General features: G+C 68.5%; 25 protein-coding genes and 1 tRNA gene. 17 read left to right on the forward strand and 9 right to left on the reverse strand.

From position 1 onward, the window contains the following. Positions 1-55 precede the first annotated feature (55 nt). Positions 56-2,569, reverse strand: coding sequence for an RICIN domain-containing protein (locus AB0C12_RS24300; RefSeq protein WP_360551530.1), 2,514 nt, complete (start codon positions 2,567-2,569; stop codon positions 56-58). A gap of 335 nt (positions 2,570-2,904) precedes the next feature. On the opposite strand from AB0C12_RS24300, the gene AB0C12_RS24305 reads away from it, so the two are divergent. From AB0C12_RS24305 to AB0C12_RS24315, 3 genes are all read left to right on the forward strand, one after another. Further along, on the forward strand, positions 2,905-9,057 hold the full coding sequence (locus AB0C12_RS24305; RefSeq protein WP_360551532.1) for a DUF6531 domain-containing protein: 6,153 nt from the start codon (positions 2,905-2,907) through the stop codon (positions 9,055-9,057). Between the two features lie 86 nt (positions 9,058-9,143). After that, positions 9,144-9,602, forward strand: coding sequence for a hypothetical protein (locus AB0C12_RS24310; protein WP_360551534.1), 459 nt, complete (start codon positions 9,144-9,146; stop codon positions 9,600-9,602). Between the two features lie 376 nt (positions 9,603-9,978). Then, entirely contained in the window at positions 9,979-11,130 is a 1,152-nt protein-coding gene (locus AB0C12_RS24315) for an endo-1,4-beta-xylanase (protein ID WP_360551965.1), read from the forward strand. 60 nt (positions 11,131-11,190) lie between these two features. Here the strand turns inward: AB0C12_RS24315 and AB0C12_RS24320 are convergent, their stop codons facing one another. From AB0C12_RS24320 to AB0C12_RS24330, 3 genes are all read right to left on the reverse strand, one after another. Beyond that, positions 11,191-12,447 (reverse strand): ATP-binding protein, encoded by a 1,257-nt coding sequence (locus AB0C12_RS24320; RefSeq protein ID WP_360551536.1) that lies wholly within the window; start codon positions 12,445-12,447, stop codon positions 11,191-11,193. Between the two features lie 87 nt (positions 12,448-12,534). Continuing rightward, entirely contained in the window at positions 12,535-12,903 is a 369-nt protein-coding gene (locus tag AB0C12_RS24325; RefSeq protein ID WP_360551538.1) for a hypothetical protein, read from the reverse strand. Positions 12,904-12,931: 28 nt separating this feature from the next. Beyond that, positions 12,932-14,212, reverse strand: a complete 1,281-nt coding sequence (locus tag AB0C12_RS24330) for a helix-turn-helix transcriptional regulator (RefSeq protein ID WP_360551967.1) — start codon at positions 14,210-14,212, stop codon at positions 12,932-12,934. Positions 14,213-14,414: 202 nt separating this feature from the next. On the opposite strand from AB0C12_RS24330, the gene AB0C12_RS24335 reads away from it, so the two are divergent. The 3 genes from AB0C12_RS24335 to AB0C12_RS24345 all read left to right on the forward strand — a co-directional run bounded on the left by AB0C12_RS24335 (position 14,415) and on the right by AB0C12_RS24345 (position 16,013). Continuing rightward, positions 14,415-14,891: a hypothetical protein gene (locus tag AB0C12_RS24335; RefSeq protein ID WP_360551540.1), complete on the forward strand. Its 477-nt coding sequence runs from the start codon at positions 14,415-14,417 to the stop codon at positions 14,889-14,891. A gap of 161 nt (positions 14,892-15,052) precedes the next feature. Beyond that, the gene (locus tag AB0C12_RS24340; protein WP_360551542.1) at positions 15,053-15,772 is read left to right on the forward strand and encodes a phosphotransferase; all 720 of its coding nucleotides are present in this window, start codon (positions 15,053-15,055) and stop codon (positions 15,770-15,772) included. Positions 15,773-15,940: 168 nt separating this feature from the next. Continuing rightward, positions 15,941-16,013, forward strand: a tRNA-Arg gene (locus AB0C12_RS24345). A gap of 422 nt (positions 16,014-16,435) precedes the next feature. Here the strand turns inward: AB0C12_RS24345 and AB0C12_RS24350 are convergent. The 3 genes from AB0C12_RS24350 to AB0C12_RS24360 form a co-directional block, all read right to left on the reverse strand. Then, positions 16,436-17,104: a hypothetical protein gene (locus AB0C12_RS24350; protein WP_360551544.1), complete on the reverse strand. Its 669-nt coding sequence runs from the start codon at positions 17,102-17,104 to the stop codon at positions 16,436-16,438. Positions 17,105-17,172: 68 nt separating this feature from the next. Continuing rightward, complete coding sequence (locus tag AB0C12_RS24355; protein ID WP_360551546.1) at positions 17,173-17,892, reverse strand: hypothetical protein; 720 nt, start codon at positions 17,890-17,892, stop codon at positions 17,173-17,175. 235 nt (positions 17,893-18,127) lie between these two features. Next, positions 18,128-18,973 (reverse strand): helix-turn-helix transcriptional regulator, encoded by an 846-nt coding sequence (locus tag AB0C12_RS24360; RefSeq protein ID WP_360551548.1) that lies wholly within the window; start codon positions 18,971-18,973, stop codon positions 18,128-18,130. A gap of 100 nt (positions 18,974-19,073) precedes the next feature. Here AB0C12_RS24360 and AB0C12_RS24365 point away from each other — a divergent pair, with 100 nt between their 5' ends. The 4 genes from AB0C12_RS24365 (at position 19,074) to AB0C12_RS24380 (ending at position 21,857) form a co-directional block, all read left to right on the forward strand. Beyond that, a complete protein-coding gene (locus tag AB0C12_RS24365; protein WP_360551550.1) occupies positions 19,074-19,838 on the forward strand; it encodes an SDR family NAD(P)-dependent oxidoreductase in 765 nt (254 codons plus the stop codon). A 4-nt stretch (positions 19,839-19,842) separates the two neighbouring features. After that, a complete protein-coding gene (locus AB0C12_RS24370; RefSeq protein ID WP_360551552.1) occupies positions 19,843-20,730 on the forward strand; it encodes an SDR family NAD(P)-dependent oxidoreductase in 888 nt (295 codons plus the stop codon). A 62-nt stretch (positions 20,731-20,792) separates the two neighbouring features. Continuing rightward, positions 20,793-21,212, forward strand: coding sequence for a hypothetical protein (locus AB0C12_RS24375; RefSeq protein ID WP_360551554.1), 420 nt, complete (start codon positions 20,793-20,795; stop codon positions 21,210-21,212). A gap of 87 nt (positions 21,213-21,299) precedes the next feature. Next, positions 21,300-21,857, forward strand: coding sequence for a hypothetical protein (locus AB0C12_RS24380; RefSeq protein WP_360551556.1), 558 nt, complete (start codon positions 21,300-21,302; stop codon positions 21,855-21,857). Positions 21,858-21,909: 52 nt separating this feature from the next. On the opposite strand, the gene AB0C12_RS24385 is transcribed toward AB0C12_RS24380, so the two are convergent. Then, entirely contained in the window at positions 21,910-22,782 is an 873-nt protein-coding gene (locus AB0C12_RS24385; protein ID WP_360551558.1) for a LysR substrate-binding domain-containing protein, read from the reverse strand. A 70-nt stretch (positions 22,783-22,852) separates the two neighbouring features. Between AB0C12_RS24385 and AB0C12_RS24390 the strand changes: the two genes are divergently transcribed. Further along, complete coding sequence (locus AB0C12_RS24390) at positions 22,853-23,221, forward strand: nuclear transport factor 2 family protein (protein ID WP_360551560.1); 369 nt, start codon at positions 22,853-22,855, stop codon at positions 23,219-23,221. Here the strand turns inward: AB0C12_RS24390 and AB0C12_RS24395 are convergent. Continuing rightward, on the reverse strand, positions 23,218-23,898 hold the full coding sequence (locus AB0C12_RS24395) for a type 1 glutamine amidotransferase domain-containing protein (protein ID WP_360551562.1): 681 nt from the start codon (positions 23,896-23,898) through the stop codon (positions 23,218-23,220). The two genes, AB0C12_RS24390 and AB0C12_RS24395, sit on opposite strands and share 4 nt — an antisense overlap. A gap of 127 nt (positions 23,899-24,025) precedes the next feature. On the opposite strand from AB0C12_RS24395, the gene AB0C12_RS24400 reads away from it, so the two are divergent. From AB0C12_RS24400 to AB0C12_RS24425, 6 genes are all read left to right on the forward strand, one after another. Next, complete coding sequence (locus AB0C12_RS24400) at positions 24,026-24,544, forward strand: CGNR zinc finger domain-containing protein (RefSeq protein ID WP_360551564.1); 519 nt, start codon at positions 24,026-24,028, stop codon at positions 24,542-24,544. Between the two features lie 350 nt (positions 24,545-24,894). Then, positions 24,895-25,074: a hypothetical protein gene (locus AB0C12_RS24405; protein WP_360551566.1), complete on the forward strand. Its 180-nt coding sequence runs from the start codon at positions 24,895-24,897 to the stop codon at positions 25,072-25,074. Positions 25,075-25,091: 17 nt separating this feature from the next. Beyond that, the gene (locus tag AB0C12_RS24410) at positions 25,092-25,280 is read left to right on the forward strand and encodes a hypothetical protein (RefSeq protein WP_360551568.1); all 189 of its coding nucleotides are present in this window, start codon (positions 25,092-25,094) and stop codon (positions 25,278-25,280) included. Between the two features lie 73 nt (positions 25,281-25,353). Next, positions 25,354-25,671 (forward strand): STAS domain-containing protein, encoded by a 318-nt coding sequence (locus AB0C12_RS24415; protein WP_360551570.1) that lies wholly within the window; start codon positions 25,354-25,356, stop codon positions 25,669-25,671. 344 nt (positions 25,672-26,015) lie between these two features. Beyond that, a complete protein-coding gene (locus AB0C12_RS24420; RefSeq protein WP_360551572.1) occupies positions 26,016-26,399 on the forward strand; it encodes an ATP-binding protein in 384 nt (127 codons plus the stop codon). Between the two features lie 61 nt (positions 26,400-26,460). Further along, entirely contained in the window at positions 26,461-26,835 is a 375-nt protein-coding gene (locus tag AB0C12_RS24425; RefSeq protein ID WP_360551574.1) for a hypothetical protein, read from the forward strand. Positions 26,836-26,838: the final 3 nt, after the last annotated feature.

The raw sequence follows: 26,838 nt of genomic DNA on the forward strand, positions 1-26,838 counted from the left end.
ACTTGAGAGCAAGGACGGAGCCGCGGCGGGCAGTGCGCCCGCCGCGGTGCATCCGCTACCAGAAGACGCCCAGCTCCCCGGCTGCGACCGGGGTCGCACTCGTGAAGCGGATGGCCCCGTTCAGGGTTCCCGTCGCGGCCGTGTCGGGCACCGCGAACTTGTTGGTCTTCTTGGACTGGAGTACGTCGTAGGCCAGGGTCAGCCGCACCTTGGAACCGCGCAGCTGCAGGATGAAGCGCTCGGCGTTGGCCGCGTTCGTCTGGTCGGCGATGAGACCCGCGCTGGGGTTGGTGCCCTCGCGGGCGAAGGCCTTGGAGGCCGTGCTCTTCAGCGTCACTTCCAGCTTGCTGCTGGTGGGACTGGCCACGACGCAGACCTGCCAGTTGTTCTCCGTGGTGCCGCCGGTGGCGACATCGGCCCGGACCAGATTCTTGATCGGGTTCGCCACGTGGGTGCGAATCGGCTTGGAGGTCGTGCTGGACGCGCCGACACTCAGCTGGACGCCGGTGCCGCTGCATTCCGGCTGGAAGGTGACGGCGGTCCCGGAGTAGCTGGTGATCGGCTTGCCCGGGGCGACCCACACCGGCGTCGGCTGGGTCGCGGCGTCCGACACCGGTTCGAGGATCCACTGCTCGTCGGTGATCGTCGAATACTCCATCGTGGTCGCCAGCGTGCCGTTGGCGGTGCCGCCGTCGCGCAGGCCCATGTAGTCGCCGTTGGCCCCCGAGCGCAGGTACAGCCCGGACGCCTTGGTGAACATCGCGACCCAGGGCGCATTGGTGCTGGTGCACCCACCCTGCCGGAGGATCGCCATTTCCGCGTCGTCGTCGGCGCCGAGGACGGCACAGTACTGCGAGGCCCGGTTGCGCAGAGTGAAACGCGTGTCGGACAGCGTGGCGACGTCCCAGATCTGCTCGGTGCCGGTGCCGCAGTCGCGCACTTCCAGGTTGGCCCAGGACGCGAGCCCGCCCTGACCCGGCTTGTCGAGCGCACCGACCGGCCGGGCACAGCGACCCGACTTGACGTTCTTGAGGCGGAAGGAGCCCGTCGGCGGCTTGCTCGCGTTCCCCTGGTGCGACGGGTCGATCAGCCGCCACTGCTGGGTGGCCGTGTGCCCGTTGGGGTTCTGCACGACGGTGAGCGAACCCGCGGCCGAGCCCGCCACCGCGGTGATCACCTTGTTGTTGGTGACGTTGCGGATCTCCACGTTGCCCTGACCGCCGTCGAGCAGTTCCCACACGTCCGCCGCGGCGGGCGCGCCGTCCGGCGGGTTGTAGCAGTCGAAGGTCATGATCGGAGCGCCGTCCTGCTGGACCTTGGCCCGCTCCGGGAACGGACACCACGTTCCGTTGAAGGCGTTGAACAGCTTGTACCGGCCCGCGGTGGTGTCCGCCTTCAGCAGCCACCGCTGCATGAGGTTGTTCTCGTTGCACGGGTCGACCCGGAGCCGCACGTCGGCGCGGGCGAACATCTGCAGGCGGGTGGGCCGGGCGATGCAGCCGTTGTAGCCGTTGGCCTGGATCATCACGGTGCGATCGGCCGACGGCCGGATGAAGTCGGCCTGGCGGGCGGTGTCGTGGCCGCCGAGCAGGTAGAGGCTACGGTCCAGGGCTACGCCCTCGAGCGCCTTCTTGGCCGTCGTCACCACGGTGGGCTTGAACCCGTCCGCCTCGGCGGCGTACATGATGTCGCGCACCTTGACCTCGTTGGCCCGCGCCTCGGACAGGTCGCGCTCGTCGAGGTCGACCTTGTTCGCGAGGTGCACCCCGGTGAAGACGAAGGCGACCCACGCCTCCTCGGCGCTGTCGGCGTACGCGACAGTCGCGTCCGACTTGACCTTCCGGCCGGTGCTCTCCGCCGCGAACAGGTGGATGAGCTCGCGCAGTTCCAGCTCGTCCAGCTCGTACGGCGTCGCCGAGCGCTTGAGTGCGGTGGCCACCGCCTTCTCCTTCGCCGAGCGCAGCGCCGCGGCCTGGCGGGCCGCCAGCTCCTCGGCGTTACCGTTGGCGATCTCGTTCTGCCGGTCGGCTTCGGCCTTGTCGAACAGCGCGTGCTGGAGGAAGTCCAGCCGCTGCTCGTCGGTGGCGTCGGCGACGGTGAGCGGTTCGGCCGCGGCCTTGACCTCCGGCCAGGTGGCCGCCTTGCGCCAGAGCGCCAGCAGGTAGTTCTGCAACGTCTGATCCAGCATGGTGGTGCGCTCGGCGGTGGTCGCCGGCACCCAGTTGATCTCCTGGGCCGCGCGCAACCGGAGCGTGTCGAGCTCGGCCTTGCGCGCCTTCAGCGCCGCGTCCCGGTCGTTCGCCGCGAAGATGCCGGTCCGGACGAACTCGGCCGAGGCGGCCTCGGCATCGGTGGCGTCGCTGAACGCGGCCAGCGCCGCCGCTTTCACCGCGGGATTGTGCTTCTCCGAGGCCTTCTCCCAGAGCACCGTGACGAAGTCGCGGTCGGTGAGCGTGACCTCCTCGCGGGGCACCCAGCCCAGCACGGCCGCCGCCTGGTATTTCTCGTCGATCGTGGTATCGGCGGCCTGCGCGAGCACCGCGGGGCTCGCCGTCGCCGCGGTCGGCACGGCGACTCCGCCGGCGACCGTCACCGCCACACAGGCAGCAATCACTGTCCACAGGCGCGCGCGCCCGTGCTTCCTCTCCGACATTTCTTTCCCCCGTAGTCGAAAAGACACGATGTTCAGTTGTCCGCACAACTCAGCCACGGCGAGGCCGTGAAGTCACTGGTGTCGATGCGACGCGGGAGACCGTATCAGCTGGTATCGACGAATGTGGCCCCTCTTGCCCCGGCCCGGCCGTGGAAGCGCTCCCATCTGGACCGTTCGGTGGATGTGTCGACGTGGATCGATGCGTAATGGTGTCTGCGGACTGCAACGCCATCTCCACGGGGGAGTGCATCGTGCGCGTTTCCAGCCGGTTCCGGCTGCTCAGCCATGCCCTGATCTGGGCACTCGTCATTTCTTTCCTCTTCGTCCTGCCGTCCACGCGGGCCTCGGCCGCACCGGCGGCGACGCCGGGTGCGGGCCCGGTCAACAGCCCGCTGCCGGCCACGGCGACCAAGAATCACGGCCTGCCCGCCGGTAAGTCGGCGCCTCCGGTGCCGCCCGCGGTCGAGGCCGGCGGCAAGGTTCGGGTGCCGACCGCGACCGAGAAGGCCCAGCGGCGCGCCAAGGCGATCGCAGCCGCGCGGGTGGTGGCCGCCCGGCAGGCGGAGTTGCCGGGCCGGCCGATCGCCCGCCCGGGATTCCTGCTCGGCGACACCTCGCTCGTCGTGTACTGGGACGCCGTCGTCGACGACGGTGATCCGACGTCGTGGGGCCGCTGGTTCGCGACCGTCACCGAGGTCGGGTCCGGGGCCGAGCAGCGGTCCGCCGAGCTCGGCCAGGCGGATCTGAGCCGGTGCTACAGCCCGGCTCTGCTGTGCCGCAGCTTCGGTGCCGCGGACGGCTGGGTGCTCGACCCCGCGCGGCTCTACACGGTGACGATCACCGAGGTCGCGCCGGACGGCACGGAGCTGACCAGCGCGGCCTCGGCGGAGGCCAGGCCGCGCAAGACCGACGACGTGCCGACGCTGCCCGCCGGGCAGGCCACCGGCTGTGGCTGCGCCACGGTGCTCGGCCCGACAGTGACCGCGCAGGCTCTGCGCGGTGCGACGGTGAACACGGCGACCGGCGCCTACCTGCGGGTGGAGAAGGACTTCGTGATGCCGTCGTACGGCATCCCGTTCAACCACGCGCGCTACTACTCGTCCGGCAACCCGGCCACCGGCATGTTCGGGCCGGGCTGGAGCTCCTCGTACGACATCAGGATCATCGCCGCCGACAACGGCGCGGTCCGGGTGCGGGCGGAGGACGGCTCCGAGGCGGTCTACACCGCGAACGCCGACGGGTCGTACGACCGCCCGGCCGGTGTCCGTGCGAACCTGTCCAAGGTGGACGGCGGGTGGCAGCTGGTGCCGCCGGACCGGCGAGTGCTGCGGTTCAACGCCACCGGTCAGCTCCTCTCCATCAAGAACGCGCGCGGCTCCGGCGTGACGTTCGCGTACACCGCCGAAGGGCTCCTCAACACCGTCACCGACGCGAGCGGGCGGGTGGTGCGCTTCGAGTCCCGTACCGACCTGCGGCTCGTCACGAAGATCACGCTGCCGGACGGCCGGTCCACCCAGTTCGACTACCAGAACGGGCGCCTGCTCAAGGTCCAGGACCCGCGCCGCAACGTCACCACCTACGGCTACGACGCCGGCGGCCGGCTCAACGACATCACCGACGCCCGCGGCAACAAGCTGATCCGCAACACCTACGACGCCGCGGGCCGGGTCACCGAGCAACTGGACCCGGAGAACGCGCGGACCGAGTTCCGGTGGGACGCCGGCCAGCAGGTCGCCCGCACCACCGACCCGGACGGCGTGGCGGTCGTCGACGGCTACCGCAACAACGTGCTGCTCTACAGCCAGAACGCCGGCAACGACACCGTCAACCACCGGTACACCGGCAAGCTGAACAAGAGCCTGGTCGTCGACCCGAAGGGCAACCAGGAGGAGACCCGCTTCGACGACAGCGGCAACCCGGTCGCCCGGACCGCGCCGGAGCCGTTCGCCTTCACCGAGACCAGCACGTTCGACAACCGCAGCAACCTGACGAAGTACACCGACGGTCGCAAGAACGACTGGGACTACAAGTACAACGAGTTCAACGAGATGGTCGGGCAGAAGAACCCGAAGCAGGACACCGGGTACGAGTACGCCTACGACACCAAGGGCCAGCTCGTCTCCCGCACCGACCCGCGCGGCAAGGTCACCCGCTACGAGTACGACACCCACGGCAACCGTACGGCGGAGATCGCCCCGACCGGCCGGCGCACCGAGATGACCTACGACGGCACCGGCCGCCTCGCCTCGGTGGTCGACCCGCGCGGCACCGTCTCCGGCGGCAACAAGGACGCCTACCGCACGCGGTACGTCTACAACGAGCAGAGCCAGATCACCGAGGTGTGGCAGCCGGGCAAGGCCCAGCCGTCCCGCACGGTCTACGACGAGCTCGGCAACGTGGTCGTCACCACCGATCCGCTGAGCAACTCGACCCGCTTCACCTACGACAAGGCGAGCCGGGCCATCGAGGCCAAGGACCCGATCGGCAACGTCGTCGCGACGACGTACACGCCCGGCGGGCGGCGCGCCTCGGTGACCGACGGCGAGGGCAACAAGACCTCCTGGACGTACGACGGCAACGGCCGGGTGGCGACCGAGACCTCGCCGCGCGGCAACGCCGACCCGCCCCGGGCCGCCCTGTTCACTGCGGTCTTCCACTACGACTACAACGGCAACCTGATCCGCGCCGACCGGCCGTACGGCTCCGACGGTCAACGGGTCGAGGTGGACACCGCCTTCGACGCCCTGGACCGGCCGACCACCCAGCGCGACCAGTTCAAGCAGGGCACCACGGTCGGCTACGACAACAACGGCAACGTCGTCTCGATGACCAACGAGCGCGGCGAAGAGCTGACCAACACCTACGACGAGGCGAACCGCCGTACCGGAAGCTCCGGGCCCGCCGCGGGCGCGGCCGGCATCGAATACGACGACGCGGGCAACCCGGTCCGCCAGACCACCCCGACCGGCGGTGTGATCACCACCCGGTACGACGACGACGGCCGCGTCGTCGCGGTCACCGAACCGCGCGGCAACGTCTCCGGCGCCGACCCCGACAACTACACCACCCGGTACGCCTACGACCGGGCCGGCAACCCGGAGTCCGTGACCGACCCGCTGGGCAACGCCACCAAGATCGAGTACGACGGGATCAACCGGCCCACGGCGCAGACCGACGCCAACGGCAAGACCACCCGCTTCACCTACGACGCCGCCGACCGGCTCGCCACGGTCATCGGCCCGGACGCGACCGGCGGGCAGGGCCTGGTCTACGGCTACAACGCCAACGGCCAGGTGATCAAGCGGACCGATCCGCTCGGCCGTACCGCCTCGACCGAGTACGACCGGGCCGGGCGCACCACCGTGACCACCGACCCGATCGGCCGTCGCCGCGAGTACGTCTACGACGCCGACTCCAACCTCATCCAGGAGGTCACCGCCCGCATCGTCGAGGAGGGACGACCGGACCCGAACCGGCCGGCGCGGTCCATCTTCTACGCCTACGACAACCTGGGCCGGCTGACCAGCAAGCAGCTCGGCGCCGACGGGGTCACCTACTCGTTCGGCTACGACGCGAAGAACCGGGTGGTCAGTGCCGCGGATCCGGCCGGCGTGCAGTCGTACGTCTACGACGTCACCGACCGGCTCACCTCGGTGACCCGCGGGCAGGACACGTTCAAGTACGAGTACGACAGCTCCGACCGGGTCACCGCACGGACCTACCCGGACGGCACGCGGATCGGCGCCACGTACGACGCCGGCGACCGGATCCGTTCGCTCACGGCCACCCGCGGCGGGAGCAGCGCCGAGTACGGATTCTCGTACGACGTCGCGGATCAGCTGACCGGGATCACCTACCCGGAGTCGACCGGCGTCTCGGAGAGCCGGGAGTACGACCGGGCCGGCCGGATGACCCGGATCGCCGCGGCCAAGGGCGACACGACGCTGTCCGCGTTCGACCTCACGCTCGACAAGGTCGGCAACCCGACCCGGGTCGTCGAGACCGACGGCGAGCCCGGCCAGCCGACGGTCACCGAGGCCACCGCCTACACGTACGACGCGGCCAACCGGTTGACCGCCGAGTGCTTCGGCGCGCAGACCTGCGCCGGCGCGGTCGCCGACCGCACCGACTACACCTACGACCTGGTCGGCAACCGCAAGACCAAGACCCGGGTCGCTCCGGGCGAGAACACCACGACCAGCTACACGTACGACGGTGCCGACCAGCTGACCCGCGAGAGCGTCACGGGCAGCCGCTCGAGCACCCGCTCGTTCGCGTACGACCTGGAGGGCAACCAGACCGAGGCCGGGTCGGAGCGGTTCACGTACGCGCTGGACCACACCATGACGTCGGCGACCGTCGGCGGCAAGACCACGAATTACGCGTACGACGCCACGGGCAACCGGATCAGGGCGGTCACCGGCTCCGGCGCGGGTGCGGTCACCCAGACCTGGAGCTGGGACGTCAACGCCGGCCGGCCGCTGCTGGCCCAGGAACGGCAGACCGACGCCACCGGCACGGTGGGACGCGATTACCTGTACGACCCGTCCGGGCAGCCACTCGCCTTGATAGTGCCGTCTGCCGACGGGATGGCCGCGCACTCGTACCTGCGCGACTGGCTCGGGGGTGTGGCGGGTGTCGTCTCCCCGTCCGGGGCACCGGAATGGAGTTACGACTACGACGCGTTCGGCGTCGCCCGCGGCACCGGCCTCACCCAGGGCGGCACCAAGGAAGCCGAGGACGCGCCGGCCAACCCGATGCAGTACGCCGGGACGTACCAGGATGTCAGTCAGGGCGACCGGTACGCGATGGGTGCGCGCAGCTACGACCCGGGCACCGGCCGCTTCGCCTCGGCGGACCCGGTCGCCCAGCCCGCCACCGATCAGGCTGTGTCGACGTACTCGTACACCAATGCCCGCCCGACCGTGCTGACCGACCCCACCGGGGGCGATCCGGACGGCAACGGGATGACCCAGGCGTACGTCGACTACTACTCGTCGATGGCCTGCGCCAACAATCCGGGCGCCTGCCAGGGGACCACGGACGCCAACACCCCGTCCGCCGGCGAGGGCGAGCAGGCGACCGACAACCCGGACTGGCTGAACGCGAAGAAGATCGTCGACGAGTCCGAGGGCTTCGTGAAGCAGATCGGCGACGAGATCGTCAATCTGATCCTCGACCTGGTCGGCTTCAACGACGCCAAGAAGTGCATCACCGAGGGCGACATCGTCGCCTGTGTCTCCACCGCACTGCAGGCCGTGCCCTGGGGCAAGATGTTCAAGGCGGCCAAGGTGGCGATCAAGGCCATCGGGGTCGGCCGCCGCCTCATCGACGCGTACAGCCGGCTGAAATCGGCGAAGAACGCGCTGTCGAGCATCCCGCGCTACATCAAGAAAGCCACCCAGACCGCGGACGAGGCCGCTGACAGCAAGAAGTACGCCGACGAGGCGGCGAAGGCGGCGAAGGGGGCCAAGGACGCCGGCGGCAGGGCCAAAGCGACCTCGCAGAAGGCGGCCGACAACGCCAAACAGGCGAAGAAAAAGGAATCCTCGACCGGCGAGAGCTGCAAGATAGCCCAGGGCAACAAGGCTCGTCTCGCGTCGAACTCGTTCGCCGCCGGCACCCTGGTGCTGCTGGCCGGCGGCAGCACCAAGCCGATCGAGAAGCTGCAACCGGGCGACACGGTCACCGCCACCGACCCGGTGACCGGCGCGACCGAACCGCAGCAGGTGACCGCCACCGTGGAGGGCACCGGCGACAAGGACCTCGTCGAGCTCACCCTGGTGGGGGCCGGTTCCGGTGGCGGCGGGCCGCCGTCGGTCATCACCGCCACCGCGGGACACAAGTTCTACAGCCCCGACCGAGGCTGGATCCCGGCGGCCGAACTCCGGACCGGCGACACCCTCCGGGACGAGTCCGGCGCTGAGGTCAGCGTCGCACTGGTCGGGGATCCGACCACCACCAGCACCACCGTCTACAACCTCACGGTCAGCGGTGCCCACACGTACTACGTGGTGGCCGGCGACACGCCAGTGCTCGTCCATAACTGTGAGAAGGGATCCGCGGAGAAGCTGCGAAATGCTCTGAATGATGCCGGTGACCTCGAGCCGAGCACACCCCACTCGCCCCACCACATCGTCGCGGGCAACTCGCCCAAGGCGGCTCCGGCGAGGGCGCAGCTCGACCGGTTCGGTATCGGGGTGAACGATGCGGAAAACGGTGTCTGGCTGCCGCGCAGCAGCTCGTCACCCAATCCCACGGGCGCATCGGTCCACTCTCGGGTCCATACCAACCAGTACTACGATTACGTCAACGACCTCATGGCCGGGGCCAGAAACCGAAATGAGGCTCTGGACGTGATCGGCCATGTCAGAAGGCAGCTCCAAGGCGGCTACTGGCCGTAGGCCCTGATCTGCCCCATCCCCGCCACGCGATCGTGTGGCGGGGATGGGTGTTTCCCGCTCCTCGGCGTCGCATGACGGAGGTTCGATTGTCCAACAAACACCAGGTGGACGAGGCGGTCGACATCGCCCGCAGCCTCGTCGACGACGACATCCGGGCCGGCTCGCCCGTGCCCGCCCTGACGGAGCTGGCCCGAAGGTTCGCTGCGACAGAGTTCGATGTCCCCGAAGACCAGGACGCCGACGGATATCTCTTTCAATACGGCAAGGTCGGCTGGCTCCCGGATCCCACCTTTGTGGTGAGCATGGTGAGACAGCTGGAAGTCGTTGATTCAGACGGAGAGCACGAGTCCTATTCCCAGGTGCAGTTCGAGTACAGATTCCCGCTGGATCGCGATCTTGAAGCGGAGAGTCACTCGGAGTGGTGGTTCCCCGGGGGTGCGACACCTTTCGATGCCTGGTTGGAGTCGGTGTCGAGGTCGCCCATCGGTGACCTGCTGGCAAGCCGGCCACCGCGAGAATTTCTGGTCTGGGCCGACCAGGCATGACGATCCTCGAATGACCTGCGTACCGCGCATGATCGGCACGGTGGAAAGCTAGCCGCCTCGCGCATTGAGCAGTGCTGGCCGGGTAGCGGCCCGAGATTTTCGGGACGCTCCCGGCCAGCACTGTGTTCGGCCCCGGTGGGGATCCCTGGGGTGCTGAAACTTACGGAATCTGATCGGTAGTCATCCGGCCTGTCTGACTCGTCAGTTCCGGGGTGAGATGCCCTGGTTGAGATGCGTGAAGTCCGGTCGTTCATGAAGCTGAAACATTGACGAAGGCTGTGCTTCCGGCTTAGCGTACGAGGGTCTTCCGGTCCGTCCACCCCGAAACTTTCGGCATTGAGCTGATGTGTGCGGCGGCCCGACGCCCCTCAAAGGAGTGATCTTGAGAAAGGCATACCGTGTCGCCGTGGCCGTCCTCGCCACCTCGGCACTGATCGGCCCCGGCATCCAGCCGGCGCAGGCAAGTACGAAGGCAACCGCCGGCTCGTCCGTCGTGGACCACCACCCCGGTAAATGGAATGTGCCGCTGCGCTGGGCGGCGCCGCGTGACCTGCGCATCGGGACCGCGGTCGCCGGCGGCGGTCACCACCTCGAGCAGGACTACCCGGACCCGTTCACTTTCGACAAGCCGTACCGGAAGGTCCTGGCCCGGGAATTCAACTCGGTCTCTCCCGAGAACCAGATGAAGTGGGAGTTCATCCACCCCGAGCGCCGCAAGTACAACTTCGGCCCGGCCGATGCGATCGTCAAGTTCGCGCGGCAGCACGGCCAGGTCGTCCGCGGTCACACGCTGCTCTGGCACAGCCAGAACCCGGCGTGGCTGGCGGAGGGCGAGTTCACCAAGGCGGAGCTGCGCGCGATTCTCAAGGACCACATCACCACGGTGGTCGGCCACTACCGCGGCAAGATCCAGCAGTGGGATGTCGCCAACGAGATCTTCAACGAGAACGGCGAATACCGCCAGGAGAACATCTTTATCCGCGAACTCGGCCCGGGCATCGTGGCCGACGCCTTCCGCTGGGCGCACCGGGCCGACCCCAAGGCCCAGTTGTTCCTGAACGACTACGGCGTGGAATGGCCGGGCGTGAAGGTCGACGCGTACGAGGCGCTGGCCAAGCAGCTGCTGGCCGACCGCGTGCCGCTGCACGGCTTTGCGTCCCAGGCCCATTTGAGTACGCGGTACGGCGCGCCGGACCAACTGCAGGGTGTGCTGCAGCGCTTCGACGACCTCGGTCTGCACACGGCGATCACCGAACTCGACGTGCGCATGGACCTGCCCGAGGGTGGCGTGCCGACTGCCGAGCAGTTGCAGACGCAGGCCGCGTACTACAAGACCGTTCTGGACGCCTGTCTGGCCGTTGATGACTGCAACTCGTTCACCATCTGGGGCTTCACCGACAAGTACTCGTGGGTGCCGGTGTTCTTCCCCTCGGAAGGGGCCGCCACGGTGATGGGCGACAACTTCGAGCGTAAGCCGGCGTATTACACGCTCCGCGACACTTTGGCCGCGGCGCGCTGGAAGCGCTGAGATTGATACGGGGGAGGCGGCAGCACTTCGGTGCTGCCGCCTACGCGTTTCCTCAACAAATCAGGCCGGAGCGGGAACCTGCCACAGGGCGCTGACGGGCATGGCGCGGAACTTGTCTCCGAACGGCAGCGTGGCGGTGCCGGTGTAGAGGACGACGCCGGCGATGAAGTCGTCGCCGAGGCGGTCGGCCAGCCGGCGTAACCCGCGGAAGTCGTCGAGACCGATGGAGGTGGCGGCTTTGACCTCGATGCCGACGACCTGGCCGGATCTGTTCTCCAGAACGGCGTCGACCTCGTATTTGTTCTGGTCGCGGTAGTGGGAGAGATCGGCTTGCTGCTCCGACCAGGTGAGCTGGCGGGACAGCTCGGAGAGAACGAACGATTCGAGCAGGGGGCCGAATGGTGCTCCCGGCCTGAGCAGAGCCCGGGCATCGGTGGCGAGCTCGTTGGCGGCGATGCCCGAGTCCACGAAGACCAATTTCGCGGCTGCGGTTGCCCGGGTGCCGAGATTGCGCGACCAGCCCGGGATTCGCTTGACCAGGAAGATCTCCTCCAGCGCCTGAAGGTAGCGAGCCACCGTGGGCCGGCTCAGTCCAAGCGCGGACTCCAAAGAATTGGCGGCGATGATGGTCGCGGACCTGGCGGCGAGCAGGCGTACGAGTTTGCGTAACTGGCCCTTGTGCTGGATGTCGGAGAGCTGCCGGACGTCGCGGTCGACGAGCGCTTGCACGTACGCATCGAAGAATCGCTGGCGGCGACGGGCGTCGTCCCGGGTTGTCGCTTCGGGTAGGCCCCCTCGGACGATTCGGGCCGCGTAGTCGGCCCGGGTCACCGCTGACTCGTGCCGCAGACCGGGTCCAAGCGCAAAGATGGCATCGATGAAACCGTCCGGCTCGTCGTCGATCTCGCCCTGGGAGAACGGCCAGAGCTCAACGGTCTCCATCCGGCCGGGCAACGCGTCAGGGGCGGCGACCATGCCGAACAGCCGGGACGAGCCGGTGAGCAGGTAGCGGCCGGGGCGGGGGTCCTCGTCGACGGCGGCCTTGATCGCCAGCAGCAGCTCCGGGGCGCGCTGGATCTCGTCGATGACCAGCAGCTCGGGGGAGTCGACGAATCCGACGGGGTCGGCGGTCGCGGCGGCTCGGTCCTGGGAGCGGTCGAGGTCGCGACGCTCGGCCAGGCGATCGCCGGCGACTATGCGGACTAGGGTGCTCTTGCCGGCCTGGCGAGCTCCGTTGATCAGAACGACACGGGTGTCGGCCAGGGCAGCACCCACCTGTCCAGCGACGCGGCGGGGGACGAGGTGCGGTGCGGGCACCACATCATGCTACCTGCAGGGTTTCGATCTGCGGGCCTACTCACTTTCGATCTGCGGGGGTCTTCGTGTTCGAGGTGCGGGTAGCATTCAGCTAGAAATCTCGAACCCCTCGATGGCCTCGAAGATGTCCGCGTCGACCTCTTGTTGCCAGGGGGGCAGTGCCTCCCACGGGGCGACGTACGACGGCTTCGGGTTCTCGATGCGCAGATAGATCTGAGCGGTCCAGCATGCCGCGACGAATTGGCTTTTTTGAACGCGCTCAAGGCGCCCAGCAGCGCCCTCGCTCATCCGAATCAGGTCGGCCACGAGTTGATAGACCGCAGCAGCGCTTTTCCGTTCCCACTCAGGAGTTTCATCCCACGGCGTGACATAACCCGCCTTGGGTTCGCCGGGATAGTGCTTGCTGACCCCGGCGATCCACGCCTCGCGGAATCGCTTGCCGGCCTCTGCAGTCACTGCGGAGCCTCTCATTCAGGTTGTCGGGTCAGTGGCGTGCAACGGTCAGATGGGCGATCTCGCTATCCAAGTTTCGGACATGCGGGTCTCGTTGAAAGGGGGCCAGCTCAGACCGTAGGATCTGCAGCTTACGAAGCACGACGCCTGACTCGGTTTGCCGGGTATGGTCCACCGCCGCCGCTCCGTAGCTGACCAGCCGCAGGACGTCCGGCCGTTGGGCGCTGACAGTTGCCAGGTCGACGAGTGCGATCCCGCGGCGCCGCCCTGATTGTTGCTTTCTCAGAAGTCCGAGCAGGATGGGCTCGGCGAGATCCGGGCGACGCTGCTGTACGTAGCAGCTCGCTCGGTCCTCAGTAAGCCGTGAGCCGTCGAAGCGAAGCCAACCGCCGTTGCCCGGTTGAGTGAGCCCTTGCACCTGCTCCGCCTGCTCAAGCGCGCGCTCACAGGCAGCGTGATCGCCCAGGCCGGCCAAAGCCTGGGCCAGCACTGCGGATGCCCAGTTGGCTGCGCTCATGAGCGAATCGCCACTATGCGCGAGGCTTCTGCCGAGCTCAAGCAGCGGAACAGCGTCGGCGAACCGCTGCTCGTAGACGCTGATGTAGGCGAGTCTGGTCAACGCACACGACCACAGATCCATGGCGCCTGCCTCCCGAGCCGCAGTCGTTGCGAGGGAATAGCAGTGGCCAGCGTCGGCGTAGCGGTTGGCGTCGAACATCAACTCGCCTGCGAGCTGGAACACGTCGGCACTGAGTGTGCAGAGCTGTCGGCGAACGATCGTCGATTGCGACCGACGTAGCGCCTCTGTCAGCCGACGTATCTGATCCCAGGCTGCCAATGCAACATCAGCCTTCGCCTGTGCCATCACAAACCGTGCCCACAGGCCTTTATTGAAAGCGGCGAGATCGGCGAGCTCCGCCCTTCCCAGACGTCCGGGTGCTGGAGATGTGAGCCGGTCGATATCCGCATTGGCTGACGAGACACCGATCACGGCAGTAGCCGTTGTGACCAGGCGCAGTAGCTCCCGTCGATTCATGTCACTCGTTTCTGGGCCTCGGCTCCGAGAGCTCTCATTTTCGTCATGGCCACGGCCATGCGGAGTCGATTCCGCCGCCACGCGGTCACCGAAGCTGATCGAGACCTTGGTATCCAAGGCCGCAGCTATGGCGTGCAGCGTGGCGATCCGTGCAGTCCTGCGTTGTCCCTGCTCCAAGCGGCGGATGACGTCGACAGACACATGGGCGCGTTCAGCGAGCTGCTCCTGCGTCAAGCCGCTGGCGTGCCGCAGAGCAGCGATCTGTCGACCGATCATCAGCACCTCCGATCGGTGGTCGCCATCACGACGGTATCGCTCAGCTGGCGATCGCAGGAAGCGACGACTAGCCGGGTATGCCAGGGCGGCCTACTTAGCAGGCCAGGTCGTCCTGACGCCACTGTGCCGTCCGGTCCCTTCATCGGCGCGCCGCAATGCGAGTTCATGAATGCAGGAAGACGGCGCAACCTACGGAGAAACCATGACCTCACAGACCACGTCTCTCGGCCTCAACCCGCACCGCATTCTGCTGCCTGCAGCGCTGGCTGATCGACTCGTCGCCCGAGTCGCCGCCGAGCACCCTGAATTGCCCGAGGGGATGCCCGACCGCATCCTGGGTCAGACGGTGGCATTCCTGGAGGCCTGTGCCACGGCGACCGAGCCGATCGGGCCGAGTGAGCTCGTCGACATCGGCTGGCACACGTTCATCCTCTACACCCACGAGTACGCCGAGTTCTGCGACCAGATCGCCGGCCGGTTCATCCACCACGTGCCCGACGACAACCCGACCAGTGACGAATGGCCGACCGTGCCGAAGGCCAGCGCGGCAACGCTGGCCGTCACGGTCGCCGCGATGCGCAAGGCCGGGTGCGTGGTCGACCGGGAGCTGTGGTCGATGACCGCAGCGTCCGACTGCACCCAATGTCACGCCGGGTGCCACGACAGCCCGACGCGTTAGGCGGGCAGTACGCGGCTGGGGAAGTACGCTCTCCCCAGCCGCGACGTGAGGAGCCCGCACCCGTGCCTCGCTATCCATGGCACGAACTGCCGCCTGCTGTCAGAGCAGAGGTCGAGAACCACACCGGGCCGATACTCCAGGCGACACCGGTCCAGACGGGTGTGATCTCCGACGTCGCGGTCATTCTGGGCACCAGCACCGGCGGCTACTTCTGCAAGGGCGCCGCTGCCGACAATCCCATGGGCTGGATGCATCGCAACGAGGCCCGGATAAACGCCCATCTCCCGCCGCCAATGCCCAGGTTGCTCTGGCAGGTCGAATGCAACGGCTGGCTACTTCTTGGATTCGAGTACGTTGCCGGTCGGCATCCCGATCTGGCCCCAGGCTCGTCCGATCTTCCCGCAGTGGCCGCTGCTTTGAGCGCGATGGCAACTGTGCTCACGCCGTGCCCCGCAGCCCGGGTCCAGCCGGCCACTGTCCGATGGGCAGGCCACATTCCCGCCGAGATGGTTGACGGCAACACGCTGGTCCACACAGACGTCACTCCGTACAATTTCCTCCTCCATGACGGCGGCGTAACCCTCGTGGACTGGTCGATGCCATGCCGCGGAGCCGCGTGGATCGACACTGCTCTTATGGTTATTCGATTGGTCCGCTCCGGCCACAGCCCGGAGCAGGCCGAGGCTTGGGCCGGCGGGATCCCTGTGTGGTCAGCCGCTCGTCGCGAGGATGTCGATGCTTTCGCTGCCGGCATTGCCACCCTGAGCCGCGAACGCGAACAGCAACGACCGGAAGCCAGCCACCTCGGCCCACTTGCTGACGCCGCCGCTTCCTGGAGCCGTCACCGGTCGAAGCCACGCGCTGGGGCACCCCGTGCGTGAGACACCCCGGCGACGCTGCCGCTAGAACGAACAGTCGCTTCGACGTTCTCGAAGGTGCTCCGACCAGCGACAGGACCGCTCCCACGACCCCCGGCGGCACTGCGTGACAGCAGCTGGGACGCCTGGGCACTCCTGCGTCTGTGCTGGTAGGTAACATGTGGGCGGCAGGCCCTCGTAGCTCAGGGGATAGAGCATCGGTTTCCTAAACCGTGTGTCGTAGGTTCGATTCCTACCGGGGGCACCTCCACCACCAGCGAAACAGACGCTGAGCAGCACAGACAGAGTCTGATCGAAGACCTGTGGCCGGTCACCGTGTGTGGCTGAAAGCGGCTGTTTGTCACCAGTCCTGCAAATAACGGTTACGACTCTCACGGCCTTACCGGCGGCTTCACCCGTCCAGGGCGTCGCGTCGATCCTGGCCTGCATCCCGGCCCGGTCGCCGTCGAGGCACTTGGCGTAGACCTTGAGCAGGACGTCTACCAAGTGGCCGGCGCGCTCGGCGACGTCGGTGCCAGCGCATCAGCGAGGAGTCGCCGCGCCTCGGGTCTCTGCACGCGCCGCCGGCGGCGGAGGTAGTGACCGCTGAGCTACCCCAGCCGGCTGAGTGACGATTGCCAGCAATCGCGGTGCACAACCCTGGACCTCAGAGCACTGAACTTCAGTTCAGCGCTCAATCCATCTACGTAGTAGGTCGGCGATGAACCCGCCCTGCTCGTCGAGGGTCAGCGGCGCGATACCACCGTGGCTTGCGTGTCGGCCCCCTTGCAGGGGTGACAGATTGTTGGCTGATTGGGTGAGCCGACCCTGGGACTTACCAGAGAGCCCAAGCGTCTTCGTGATCCCACCGGATCCGTTGAATTGATGTCCCGCGTACTCGTGGATCATGTAGTAGTCGGCCGCAGTGCGGTTCGCGCGACCGTTCAACCACAGAGCATTGCGTAGGTTCTGACTCCCTGTGATACCACGGGAGGCGTCTGCCGCCAGGCGCTCGACTTCCCCTCCCGAGATCCCGTAGGAAACCGCCGGTCCCGCGAGCACCCACTGGTTGCCGGCCTCATCACGCACCGAACCATGTCCAAGACCAGCGCGAAGCTCCTCGGCCAACTGGCCAGCCCCTTGCCTCCATGCTCGAAGAACACCCAGCACCGTCTGAAACTTCGCAACCGCGTCAACTCGGGCCGCTGTGTCCGTAGGAGTGCCATCAACCCACAGGCGCAAGCCGTTCTCGCCAGGCCAACGCTTGATGCACTCTGGAAACATAACGGCGCCGATTGAGACCATGAGGTCCTCATCCGCTACCTGGCAGAGCGCGGGAGCCGGAAACGAGATCATCACAGCAGTATCGGGCCGAGGCCCGGATTCGGGTCGGTGAGCCAGAGTCGCAGCCCGTGAGTGCACCCCTAAGAGGCGGGCGCAGCCTCGGTTAGAAACCGGGCGTAGCGGCCGAGCACCGTCCAGGCGATCGCGAGCGCTTGCTCTCGATCAGTCGCGGACAGGGCCTCGTTGTGTCCGTGTCGCGGCCTGTCGGCTAGGGCTTTGCAGCGCAACACGTCGACTTGGTTGTCACCGAGCGCCGCATACATAGCCGGCCATCGCTTGTTCTTCTTGTCGTCAGGATCGTCTGCGGGAGCCCAGTGTCGCGACACTGTCTCAATAGCGCGGTAGCACCAAAAGGCACTGGTCGCTGGGTCAGCGAGCGCAAACCGCAAGTCGCGCAACACGTAGCCCACACGGGTAGGGGCGGCGTTCAACGCGGCGAGCATCTGCTCTTGCGTCAGTCCCCCCAGCACCGTCGCCAACTGGCCGTGACGCGGATCGAGTCCAACCCGTTGTCCGTCCGGGAGCGCCACAGACCGCATCTCAAGGGAGAGGGCGAGCCCTTCCAGTACTCCTGCGGCGTCAAGAAAGGTCGACACGCCCTCGACCACGTAGTTGCGGATGGTCGGAAGATCCGCGGTGCCTTCCACCCGGGTGATTGCGACTAGATCAGAGGCCACGACGTCGAACTCAATCGACAGCCGGAGCCCGAGTGCGTCCACGACCAGCTCACTTCGCGAGCGGGGGATGGTGATCCCGACATTAGAGGGCATGACGCGCCCGAAGAAGGTGAGCATCTCCACGACCAGAGACTGCACCACGACGACTCGTCACTCCTCATGAGGGCTCGACGCGCCGCCACGACCGGAGAGGTACGGCGGCCGAAGTATGCAGAGGAGAGATGCAACGAATCTTGCTCGCTCGGTTGTTCGTTGCGGCACCTCCGCAGGTCAGCGGCACTGCCACGATGGGGTCGCTGGCCCATTCCTAAGCAGTGCGTTGTAGGTTCGATTCCTACCGCGAGGACACCCCTCACTATCAGGCGTTGGCCGTCATATCTCGCTGACTCATCACGCCCAGCAGCTGCAGCTTCTCGAACCCCTCACTACCCCGAGGCGCCGTCAGCACCAGCAGGGCCTGCGACTGGTCCTCCGTGAACAACGCCTGGCAGTCCAGCTCGATCTCCCCCACCACGGGATGGACCAGCACCTTGTGATCCCCGAACCGCCGGGTCACCTCGTGCCGCTCCCACAGCTCCGCGAACTCCGCACTGACCCCTTGCAGCGCCCGCAACAGCTCCCCGGCCCGGGACCGCGCCCCCATAGCCCCATACGCAGCCCGTAGATTGGCCACCTGGGCCCGGCTCTGCCGGTCACGATCTTCTTCCGGATACCGGAGCCGCTCAGCCGGATCCGTGAACCACCGATAGATCTCGCTCCGAGCCAACCCCGTATAACCCGACACATCCCCGAGCAGCGCGGCAGCCATGGCGTTCTGGACGAGGCGCTCGCCCAGGCTGGACAGGACCAGCGCCGGGGTGTCGTCGAGGCGTTCCAGGACCCGCATCAGCGCCGGCGCCACCTGTGTTGCCGCGGTCGCCGGGGCGGGGGCGTTGTGGCCGGCCACCCGGTACAGGTAGTCCCGTTCCTCGTTGCTCAGCCGCAGCGCCCGGGCCAGCGAGCCCAGCATCTGCTCGCTCGGCTGCGGTCCGCGCTGCTGCTCCAGCCGCGTGTAGTAATCAGTCGACATCGCCGCCGCGGATGCCACCTCCTCGCGGCGCAGTCCGGCCGTGCGGCGGCGCAGGCCGGCGGGTAGACCGAGGTCGCTGGGCTGCAGGGAGGCACGGCGGCGGCGCAGGAAGTCGGCGAGTGCGGCACGGTCCACCTGCCCAGTATCGTCGCCTCGCGCGGCACATCCAGGGACTTCTGATCCCCCGATGACGGATCTCTGCCGCCGGCCCGGCCGGCTGCCCAGACTTCACGGCATGAACATCTCCGGAAACACCATTTTCATCCCCGGCTCGACCAGCGGCATCGGCCTTGCCCTGGCCCTCGCGCTGCAGGCCCGCGGCAACACCGTCATTGTCGGCGGGCGGCGCGGTGACCTGCTGGAGCAGATCGCCCGGGAACATCCCGGGCTCGACACCGTACGGATCGACACCGCCGACCCGGCCAGCATCGACGCCGCCGCGGAGCAGGTGCTCAGCCGCCACCCCGACCTCAATGTGATCGTCACGATGGCCGGGATCATGCGGGTCGAGGACTGGCACACCCCGTCCTCCTTCCTCGCTTCCGCCGAGGCGACCATCACCACCAACGTCCTCGGCCCGATCCGGCTCATCGGCGCGTTCATCGACCACCTGCAGAAGCAGCCCGACGCGACGATCGTCTCCGTCTCCTCCGGCCTGGCGTTCGTGCCGCTCCGGGTCACGCCGAGCTACAACGCGTCCAAGGCCGCGATCCACATGCTCAGCGAGTCGCTGCGGCTGCAGCTCGCCGACACGTCCGTCAAGGTCGTCGAGCTGGTGCCGCCTTCGGTGCGGACCGCGCTGCTGCCGGGTCAGGAGACCAGTGACTTCGCGATGCCGCTCGACGAGTACGTGTCGGAGGTCGTGTCCCTGCTCCAGGACCAGCCCGACGCCAAGGAGATCCAGGTCGACCGGGTCAAGTTCCTCCGGTACGCCGAGGTGCGCGGCGAGTACGACCAGGTCGTCCAGACCGTGAACGCCGCCGACCCGCACGGGAAGTGATGACATGAGCAGCCAGACTGTCCTGATCACGGGCGCGTCCAGCGGATTCGGTGCGTTGGCGGCGCGGGCCCTGGCCCGCGCCGGGCACATCGCGTACGCGGGCATCCGCGACCCGAACGGCCGCAACGCCCCCGCCGTGGCCGACGCAGCCGAGTACGCCGCCCGGCACGGCGTGGATCTTCGCACCGTGGAACTCGACGTCACCACCGACGAGTCCGTCCAGGCCGCCGCCCGGACAATCGGCCGGCTCGACGTGGTCGTGCACAACGCCGGGCACATGGTCACCGGACCGGCGGAGGCTTTCACCCCCGAGCAGCTCGCGGCCCTGTACGACGTCAACGTGCTCGGCGCCCAGCGGGTGAACCGCGCGGTGCTTCCGCAGCTGAGGGCGCAGGGTCGCGGCCTGCTGGTGTGGGTGGGCAGCACCAGCACCCGCGGTGGCACCCCGCCCTATCTCGGCCCGTACTTCGCGGCCAAGGCCGCCATGGATGCCCTGGCCGTCAGCTACGCCGGTGAGCTGGCCCGCTTCGGCATCGAGACCTCCATCGTGGTGCCGGGCGCCTTCACCTCCGGCACCAACCACTTCGCGCACGCCGGCAGCCCGGCCGACACCGCGACCGTGGCCGCCTACGAGGAGAAGTACGCCGGTCTCATGGACCACGTCGGCGAGGCCCTGGCCGCGCTCACCCCGCCGACCGCCGACGTCAGCCAGGTGGCCGACGCCATCACCACGATCGTCGGCACGCCGCACGGACAGCGCCCGTTCCGGGTGCACATCGATCCCAGCGACGACGGCAGCGAGGTCGTCAGCGCCGTCGCCGACCGTGTCCGCAGCGAGTTCCTGCGCCGCATCGGCCTGGCCGACCTGCTGACGCCGGCCTCCGCCGGCTGACCGCGCGGCCGCCGAGACCACAAGCAACGGTACGCAGGAATCACTCGCTAGCCTCAACCACCATGGACGACTGCCAGGCCGCCGTGCCCGTCGAGTGTGATTCGTGCGACGGGCCGGCGGTCGGGCAGGTCTACGAGACGATCATCGACGGTCGCCTGCACTGGGTGCTGACCCATGAGTGCGGGGACAGTTTCGTCGAGGCGATGGGCTGGGACGAGACACCCGGTGACCTGCGGCAGGCCTTGCTGGATCAGTGCGGCACGTACCGGCTCCGGTTGTCAGCGGAGGTCACGGGGGTCGCGGTGATGCGGGTCCTGCGGGCGGGTGGAACGTCTCTGGCCGCCGTACCGGAAGCGCTGGCTGTCCTGACCGGGCCCGGGCGGCCCGGCACCGAGATGGAGTTGCAGCTCCTGGCCGGCCGGCTGCGGGCGGCGGGCGCATCGGCCACGGTGGAACGGGATCGGGATGCCACGGACGGTTAAGGTTGTGGGCGCAGGCCGCAACCCGGTGCTCGTGCCGTACGTTCACTGACCGTCCGTTCCCGTTCCGAGCCAGGGCGAGGGCCTCGTATGAATGTGATCGATCTGGACCGGCCGGCCGTCGTACCCCCTGCTCCCCGGCGCAAGCCGCGCCTGCTTGTCGCCTCCGCGCTGGTGATCGGCGCCGTCCTCGGCGCCTGCGCCACCTACGGCTGGTCCGTGCACCGGCAGACCGTGGCTCGGGAGCGGCAGGTCGCCGTTCTTGTCTTCGCCGAGGCCAGTCCGTTCGTCGACGGATTGCCCGCGGACACCGTCGTTTCCGGGGGCCGGGTCGCGACCGTCACGCTCACCCGGCGGGTGACGCTCGTCAACGCCGGCCCGCTGCCGATCGACATCCGCGACCTCTTCGCGTCGCGGCCGGGCGTCAGCGTCCGCGGGGTCAACAAGGAGCGCTGGGTCGAGCCCGGCGCGACGGTGCTGGCCGACGCCGACGTGCAGGTCGACTGTGCACACGGGCTGCCGCTCGGCCGGCTCCCGGTCACGCTGTCGGTGCGGACCTTCGACGACGAGGACCGCGAGGCCCGACCCCGCGACGGCTTCGACGGCACCCCGTGGAGCGAACAGGCCGAGGTCGCCTGCGCCAGCTGACCCAAGCCGGGCGGAAGCAAGCCGATCGGAAGCAGGCCGGCCGACGCGAAAGCTAGATCTCGAAGGCGCGCCGGCAGTGGGGGAGCAGCGCCCGCAGCACCATGCTCTCGCCCCGCCAGACCAGCGCGAGCATCGCCGGCAGTTCGACGTCCTCGATCGGTACCGAGCGCACCCCTTCGTGCTCGGCCGTCATCGACGCGCTGAGGATCGCCACACCCAGGCCGCGGGCGGCCAGGTCCAGGATCGCGCCCGGCGCGGTCGCCTGCAGCGCCACGGCCGGGCGGATCCCGGCGGCCGCGCAGGCCTGGTCGAGCACGCCACGGACCCCGGTGCCCACCGGCAGGCAGATCAACGGGTACGCCGTCAGCCGGCGCAGAGGCACCGTCTCCCGCTCGGCCAGCGCATGACCCGGCGCCACGGCGGCGACCAGTCCTTCGCTGACGATGGTCATCGACTCCAGCCCGTCCGGCATGCCGCCCGCCACCGCGGCCAGCGCGATGTCGAGGTGGCCCGCACGCACGTTCTCGAGCAGCGCGTCCGAGTTGTCCTCGCTCAGCGCGATCGTGATCCGGGGGTGCCGCCGGTGGAACGAGGCCAGCGCGTCGAACAGGGGCGTCACCGTGCAGCCGGTGACCATGCCGATCCGGAGCTGGCCGCGGACCAGTCCGTTCACTTCGTCGCAGGCGGTGCGGATCGCCTGGGCCGCAGCCAGCGCCGTGCGGGCGTGCGGGAGCGCCGCGGCCCCGGCCGGGGTGAGGCGGACCATGCGGGCGGAGCGGTCGAAAAGGTCGGCCCCGAGCTCGCGTTCGAACTGGCGGATCTGGGCGCTGACGCCGGACTGGGTGATGTGCACGCGGTCCGCCGCGCGGGTGAAGTTGGCCTCTTCGGCCACCGCCACGAAGTATTCGAGCTGCCGCAGATCCATGAGCGCTGATACTAGCTAGGACAAGAACTATCTGTTGGACTTGTCCCTCCCGCGTGTCAAGACTAGTCGCATGACCGACCGCGAGAAAGCCACCAGGCCCGAGGATCTCACCCGGTTGTTCGTCGAGCGCGCGAACGCCAAGGACGCCGAGGGCATCGCCCTGCTCTATGAGGAGGACGCCGTCATGGCCTACCCGCCCGGGCAGCAGACCGTCGGGCGGGAGGCCATCCGCAAGCTGTGGGAGCAGGCCCTGCCGCACCTGCCCGCCTTCGAGCAGGAGCCGCCGCTGCCCACGCTGATCAGCGGCGAGCTGGCCCTGACCTCGACCCCGCCCAAGGACGGCTCGGGCGCCCGCGCCCAGGTGGTCCGCCGGCAGAGCGACGGCACCTGGTTGCGGGTGCTGGACCAGCCCGAGTTCGTCTCCCCGGGGAGTGCTTAGAGCTTGGCGAGGATCGCCTGGCCCGCGGCCTCGGCGGAGGCGGGGTTCTGCGCGGTGATCAGGTTGCCGTCGACGACCACGTGCGACGCCCACGCCGGGGCGGACTCGAAGACGGCACCGCCGGCGCGCAGCCGGGTCTCCAGCAGCCACGGCGCGTTGTCGGCCAGGCCGGCCTGCGTCTCCTCCTCGTCGGTGAACGCGGTCAGCTTGCGGCCCTTGAAGAGCCAGTTGCCCTCCGCGTCACCGGCGGCCAGGAAGGCGGCCGGGCCGTGGCACAGCGAGGCGACGACTTTGCTGTCGTCCGGCAGCATCGCGGCCAGGATGCGGGCCACGTCCGGGTTGACCGCCAGGTCCTGCATCGGGCCGTGCCCGCCCGGGATGAAGACCGCGTCGTAGCCGGCCGGGTCGACGTCCTCGAGCCGGGCCGGCGACTCCAGCAGGTCCTTGACGGTGTCCAGGTAGGCCCGCAGCTCCGGGCCGGACTCGTCACCCAGGCTCGCCTCGTCGGCGACCGGGACGCGGGCACCCGGCGTCGCGATGGTGACGTCGTGGCCGGCCTCGATCAGCAGGCGGTACGGCGTGACGAACTCCTCCGCCCAGTATCCGGTCGGGTGCTGGGTGCCGTCCTTGAGACTCCACACCCGGGCACCGGAGAGCACCAGCAGGACAGATGACATCAGAACCTCCACGAGTCGACTTCTGCTGTCACCGTACGCCCGACGGTCCTCACCATCCAGGCGGCGCAGCGCCGAGAGTTAGCACCGTCTCTTTTTTGCCAGTAACGGAGCCCGCTAGGCTGAGCGCATGCATGAGGACGTCTGCACCCCCGCGGTGTGCACCCACAGCGACCTCATCGTGGGCTTCGCCAACAGCGGCACCGAGCTGACCGCCTGGCTCACCCGATATGCCGGCGAGGCCACAGTCGACGGCGCCGACGTCGTCGCGGCCGGTGATCTGCGGGCCGCCCTGCTGACGCTGCTGCGGGCGCACTCCGGCTGCGCGGCCGAGGACGAGGTGGCCGGGGCCCAGGGCTATCTGGAGCGCATCGCCGTCCGCTATCCGCTGGTCCCGCGGATCAGTGCCGCCGGCTGCACGCTGGTGCCGGCCCAGACCGGGGTGCTCGGGGTCTTCGGCGCGGTGCTCGCGGCGGTCACCAACCTGGCCTACCAGGGCGGCTGGCCGCGGGTGAAAGTCTGCAAGAACATCGGGTGTCACGAGGCTTTCTTCGACAAGACGCGGAATTCCTCGGGGCTCTACTGCAGCCCGGCCTGCAGTTCACAGGTCTCGATGCGGGCCTACCGGAGCCGGCAGCGCAGCGCCTGAGCCCGCGCATGTGAAGCCGCCAGGTCGCCGGGGGTCGCGCGTCGCTGAGTCGTACGCCTCATGTGCGAGCAGCTGACCACCCGGTTCGCCGCTGTACTGACCGCAGAACCTGCGGGTTTCGGGCGACCGGTGAGCCCGCCTGGCGACTCGGGCGTCAGCGTACACGGGTGGTGCGAACCGCCGGCCGGACCAGATTCCCGTGCGACTGCGGGAAAACGGATTCGTGCTACCGTGAGTGTGTTCCCGTTTCGAATCCGTTGACGTTTTCCGCGCCCGATGGGTATACGCACCCGTCTGGCGCTTTTTTCGTTTTCGCCGACGTCGCGACACTCCTCCAGACGGGCCAGAAAATGATCATCCAGAAGAGCGCCATCATCGCCAAGCTCCGCGAACGCGGCCAGAACGCCCGGGCCGACTGGGTCGACCGGGAGCTGCCCGACGACGTGGACACGTTCCTGCACGGCGGACTGCTGTCCACCCTGCACCTCGACCTCAAAGAGCTCGAGAGCCCGCCCGCGCCCACCCCATAAGAGCATCGGATCGGTCAATGAACTCCACTGACAACAACGACGCCGACCTGTTCCTCGCCCCGGCCGGAAGCGCCGCGCCGCAGGACAAGTCGGAGGTAGCGGACAACAGCGCCGAGGCGATGACGCGGCTGCGTGATCCTTTCGCGGTCCAGGGCGCTGAGCCCAGCAAGCCCGGTGAGCGCCAGGCCACCGCCGAGGCGCATTAGGCATTCGGAAAGGCCGGCCATGGCTGCGTCGCGGATGACGTTCGCGGCCTTCGCGGGGACCACGGTCCTCTCGATGGTGACTGCGGAGTCGGGCCCGGTGACGGTCGTACGCGCCGCCGGTGACCTGGACATGGACACGGTCGGCCGGTTCACCCGGCACATCGACCGGGTCCTTGCCGCCGGCGCGCCCGACATCCTGATCATCGATCTGGCTGATCTTGACTTCCTCGGGGCGGCCGGCATCGCGGAGCTGCTCGCCGGCGGAGACCGGGTTCGCCGCGGCGGCGGTCGGCTGCGGCTGCGGCGGCTGTCTCACGCAGCCCGGCTGGCCCTGTCGGCCAGCCGGACGCTGGACCTCTTCGAGCTCGACGACGAGCCGCCGGCCCGCTGACACACCTGAGCGGCGGGCCAGGAAGCCGGTCCGGACGAGCCGCCGGCCCGGTGATGTGGCCGGGCGGCGGGCCTGGAAGCCGGTCCGGACGAGCCGCCGGCGCGGTGACAAGCCGGTCCGGACGAGCCGCCGGCCCGGTGATGTGGCCGGCGGTGGGCAAGGACTGCCGGTCCGGACGAACGATGGCAGACTGAGCCGGTGCAACGCCGATGCCCGGGGTTGTCCGGTCGGCGCCCAGGACTGTCCCGCCCACCGTCTGCCGCTGGTCCACTGGATTGACGTTGCCACCTTCCCCCGCTCGGGACGACTCCGCTCCGGAGGGCTCCGCCGGTGGTCGCCTCGCGGTGCTGGACGACGTCCCGGCCACGGGCTCGGCCTGCGGGATGGGACGCCGGTTCGTGGCCGGGACGCTGCGCGGCTGGGGAGTCCCCGAGGAGATCGTCGAGACCGCGATGCTGGTCACCAGTGAGTTGGTCGCGAACGCGGTCAACCACGCCCCGCCACCCGGATACCTCCAGGTGCAGGCCGATGACGAGCGGATCCGCATCGAGGTCAGCGACACCGGCGACGCCGAGCCCCGGATGGCCCGGCCGGGTGAGGCCGTGGCCGGCGGCCGGGGCCTGCTGCTCGTCGACCGGCTCGCCGCCCGCTGGGGCTGGGACGTCCGGCCCCCGGGAAAAGTGGTGTGGTGCGAGGTGAGCCTCCCGGCCACCTCCGAGCGACTGTAGGCTTCGATTCGTGGGTGATTCGGAAGCTCCGGATGACCGGCGGAGGGCCAGGGCTGCGAGCTTGGACGAGTGGGAGCGCCGTCTCGACGCACGCGAGAAGGCGGCGGACGAGCGTGACCGTCGTGCCGACCAGCGCGAACGGGACGCTGACCGGCGCGAGCTGGACGCTGACGCGCGGGAGGTCGAGGCCACCGAGCGCGAGCGCAAGCTCGACGACGAAGCCGAGCACCAGGCCGAGCGGTCGGTGGACCCGATCGGGCGGTTCCGGGACGCGATCGAGCGCACCTCGGCCAAGACCGACCGCAGCAACGACTTCCTGCAACGCTCCCGCGCGGCGGTCCAGCGCGGTGTCGACCGCATCGACCGGGTCCGCCTGGAGACCTCCCGATCGGCCGAGGAACGGGCTGACAGCGAGTCCGAGGCGGCCGGCGACTGACAG

Origin of the sequence: Actinoplanes sp. NPDC048967 (assembly GCF_040649415.1) — a bacterium.
GTDB lineage: Bacteria > Actinomycetota > Actinomycetes > Mycobacteriales > Micromonosporaceae > Actinoplanes.

Bases quoted from the DNA above. Each gene is read 5' to 3' on its own strand.
- AB0C12_RS24330 (WP_360551967.1), bottom strand. From the start codon at position 14,212: ATGATCGGTCGACAGATCGCTGCTCTGCGGCACGCCAGCGGCTTGACG.
- AB0C12_RS24335 (WP_360551540.1), top strand. From the start codon at position 14,415: ATGACCTCACAGACCACGTCTCTCGGCCTCAACCCGCACCGCATTCTG.
- AB0C12_RS24350 (WP_360551544.1), bottom strand. From the start codon at position 17,104: ATGATCTCGTTTCCGGCTCCCGCGCTCTGCCAGGTAGCGGATGAGGAC.
- AB0C12_RS24365 (WP_360551550.1), top strand. From the start codon at position 19,074: ATGAACATCTCCGGAAACACCATTTTCATCCCCGGCTCGACCAGCGGC.
- AB0C12_RS24370 (WP_360551552.1), top strand. From the start codon at position 19,843: ATGAGCAGCCAGACTGTCCTGATCACGGGCGCGTCCAGCGGATTCGGT.
- AB0C12_RS24375 (WP_360551554.1), top strand. From the start codon at position 20,793: ATGGACGACTGCCAGGCCGCCGTGCCCGTCGAGTGTGATTCGTGCGAC.
- AB0C12_RS24380 (WP_360551556.1), top strand. From the start codon at position 21,300: ATGAATGTGATCGATCTGGACCGGCCGGCCGTCGTACCCCCTGCTCCC.
- AB0C12_RS24385 (WP_360551558.1), bottom strand. From the start codon at position 22,782: ATGGATCTGCGGCAGCTCGAATACTTCGTGGCGGTGGCCGAAGAGGCC.
- AB0C12_RS24390 (WP_360551560.1), top strand. From the start codon at position 22,853: ATGACCGACCGCGAGAAAGCCACCAGGCCCGAGGATCTCACCCGGTTG.
- AB0C12_RS24395 (WP_360551562.1), bottom strand. From the start codon at position 23,898: ATGTCATCTGTCCTGCTGGTGCTCTCCGGTGCCCGGGTGTGGAGTCTC.
- AB0C12_RS24400 (WP_360551564.1), top strand. From the start codon at position 24,026: ATGCATGAGGACGTCTGCACCCCCGCGGTGTGCACCCACAGCGACCTC.
- AB0C12_RS24405 (WP_360551566.1), top strand. From the start codon at position 24,895: ATGATCATCCAGAAGAGCGCCATCATCGCCAAGCTCCGCGAACGCGGC.
- AB0C12_RS24410 (WP_360551568.1), top strand. From the start codon at position 25,092: ATGAACTCCACTGACAACAACGACGCCGACCTGTTCCTCGCCCCGGCC.
- AB0C12_RS24415 (WP_360551570.1), top strand. From the start codon at position 25,354: ATGGTGACTGCGGAGTCGGGCCCGGTGACGGTCGTACGCGCCGCCGGT.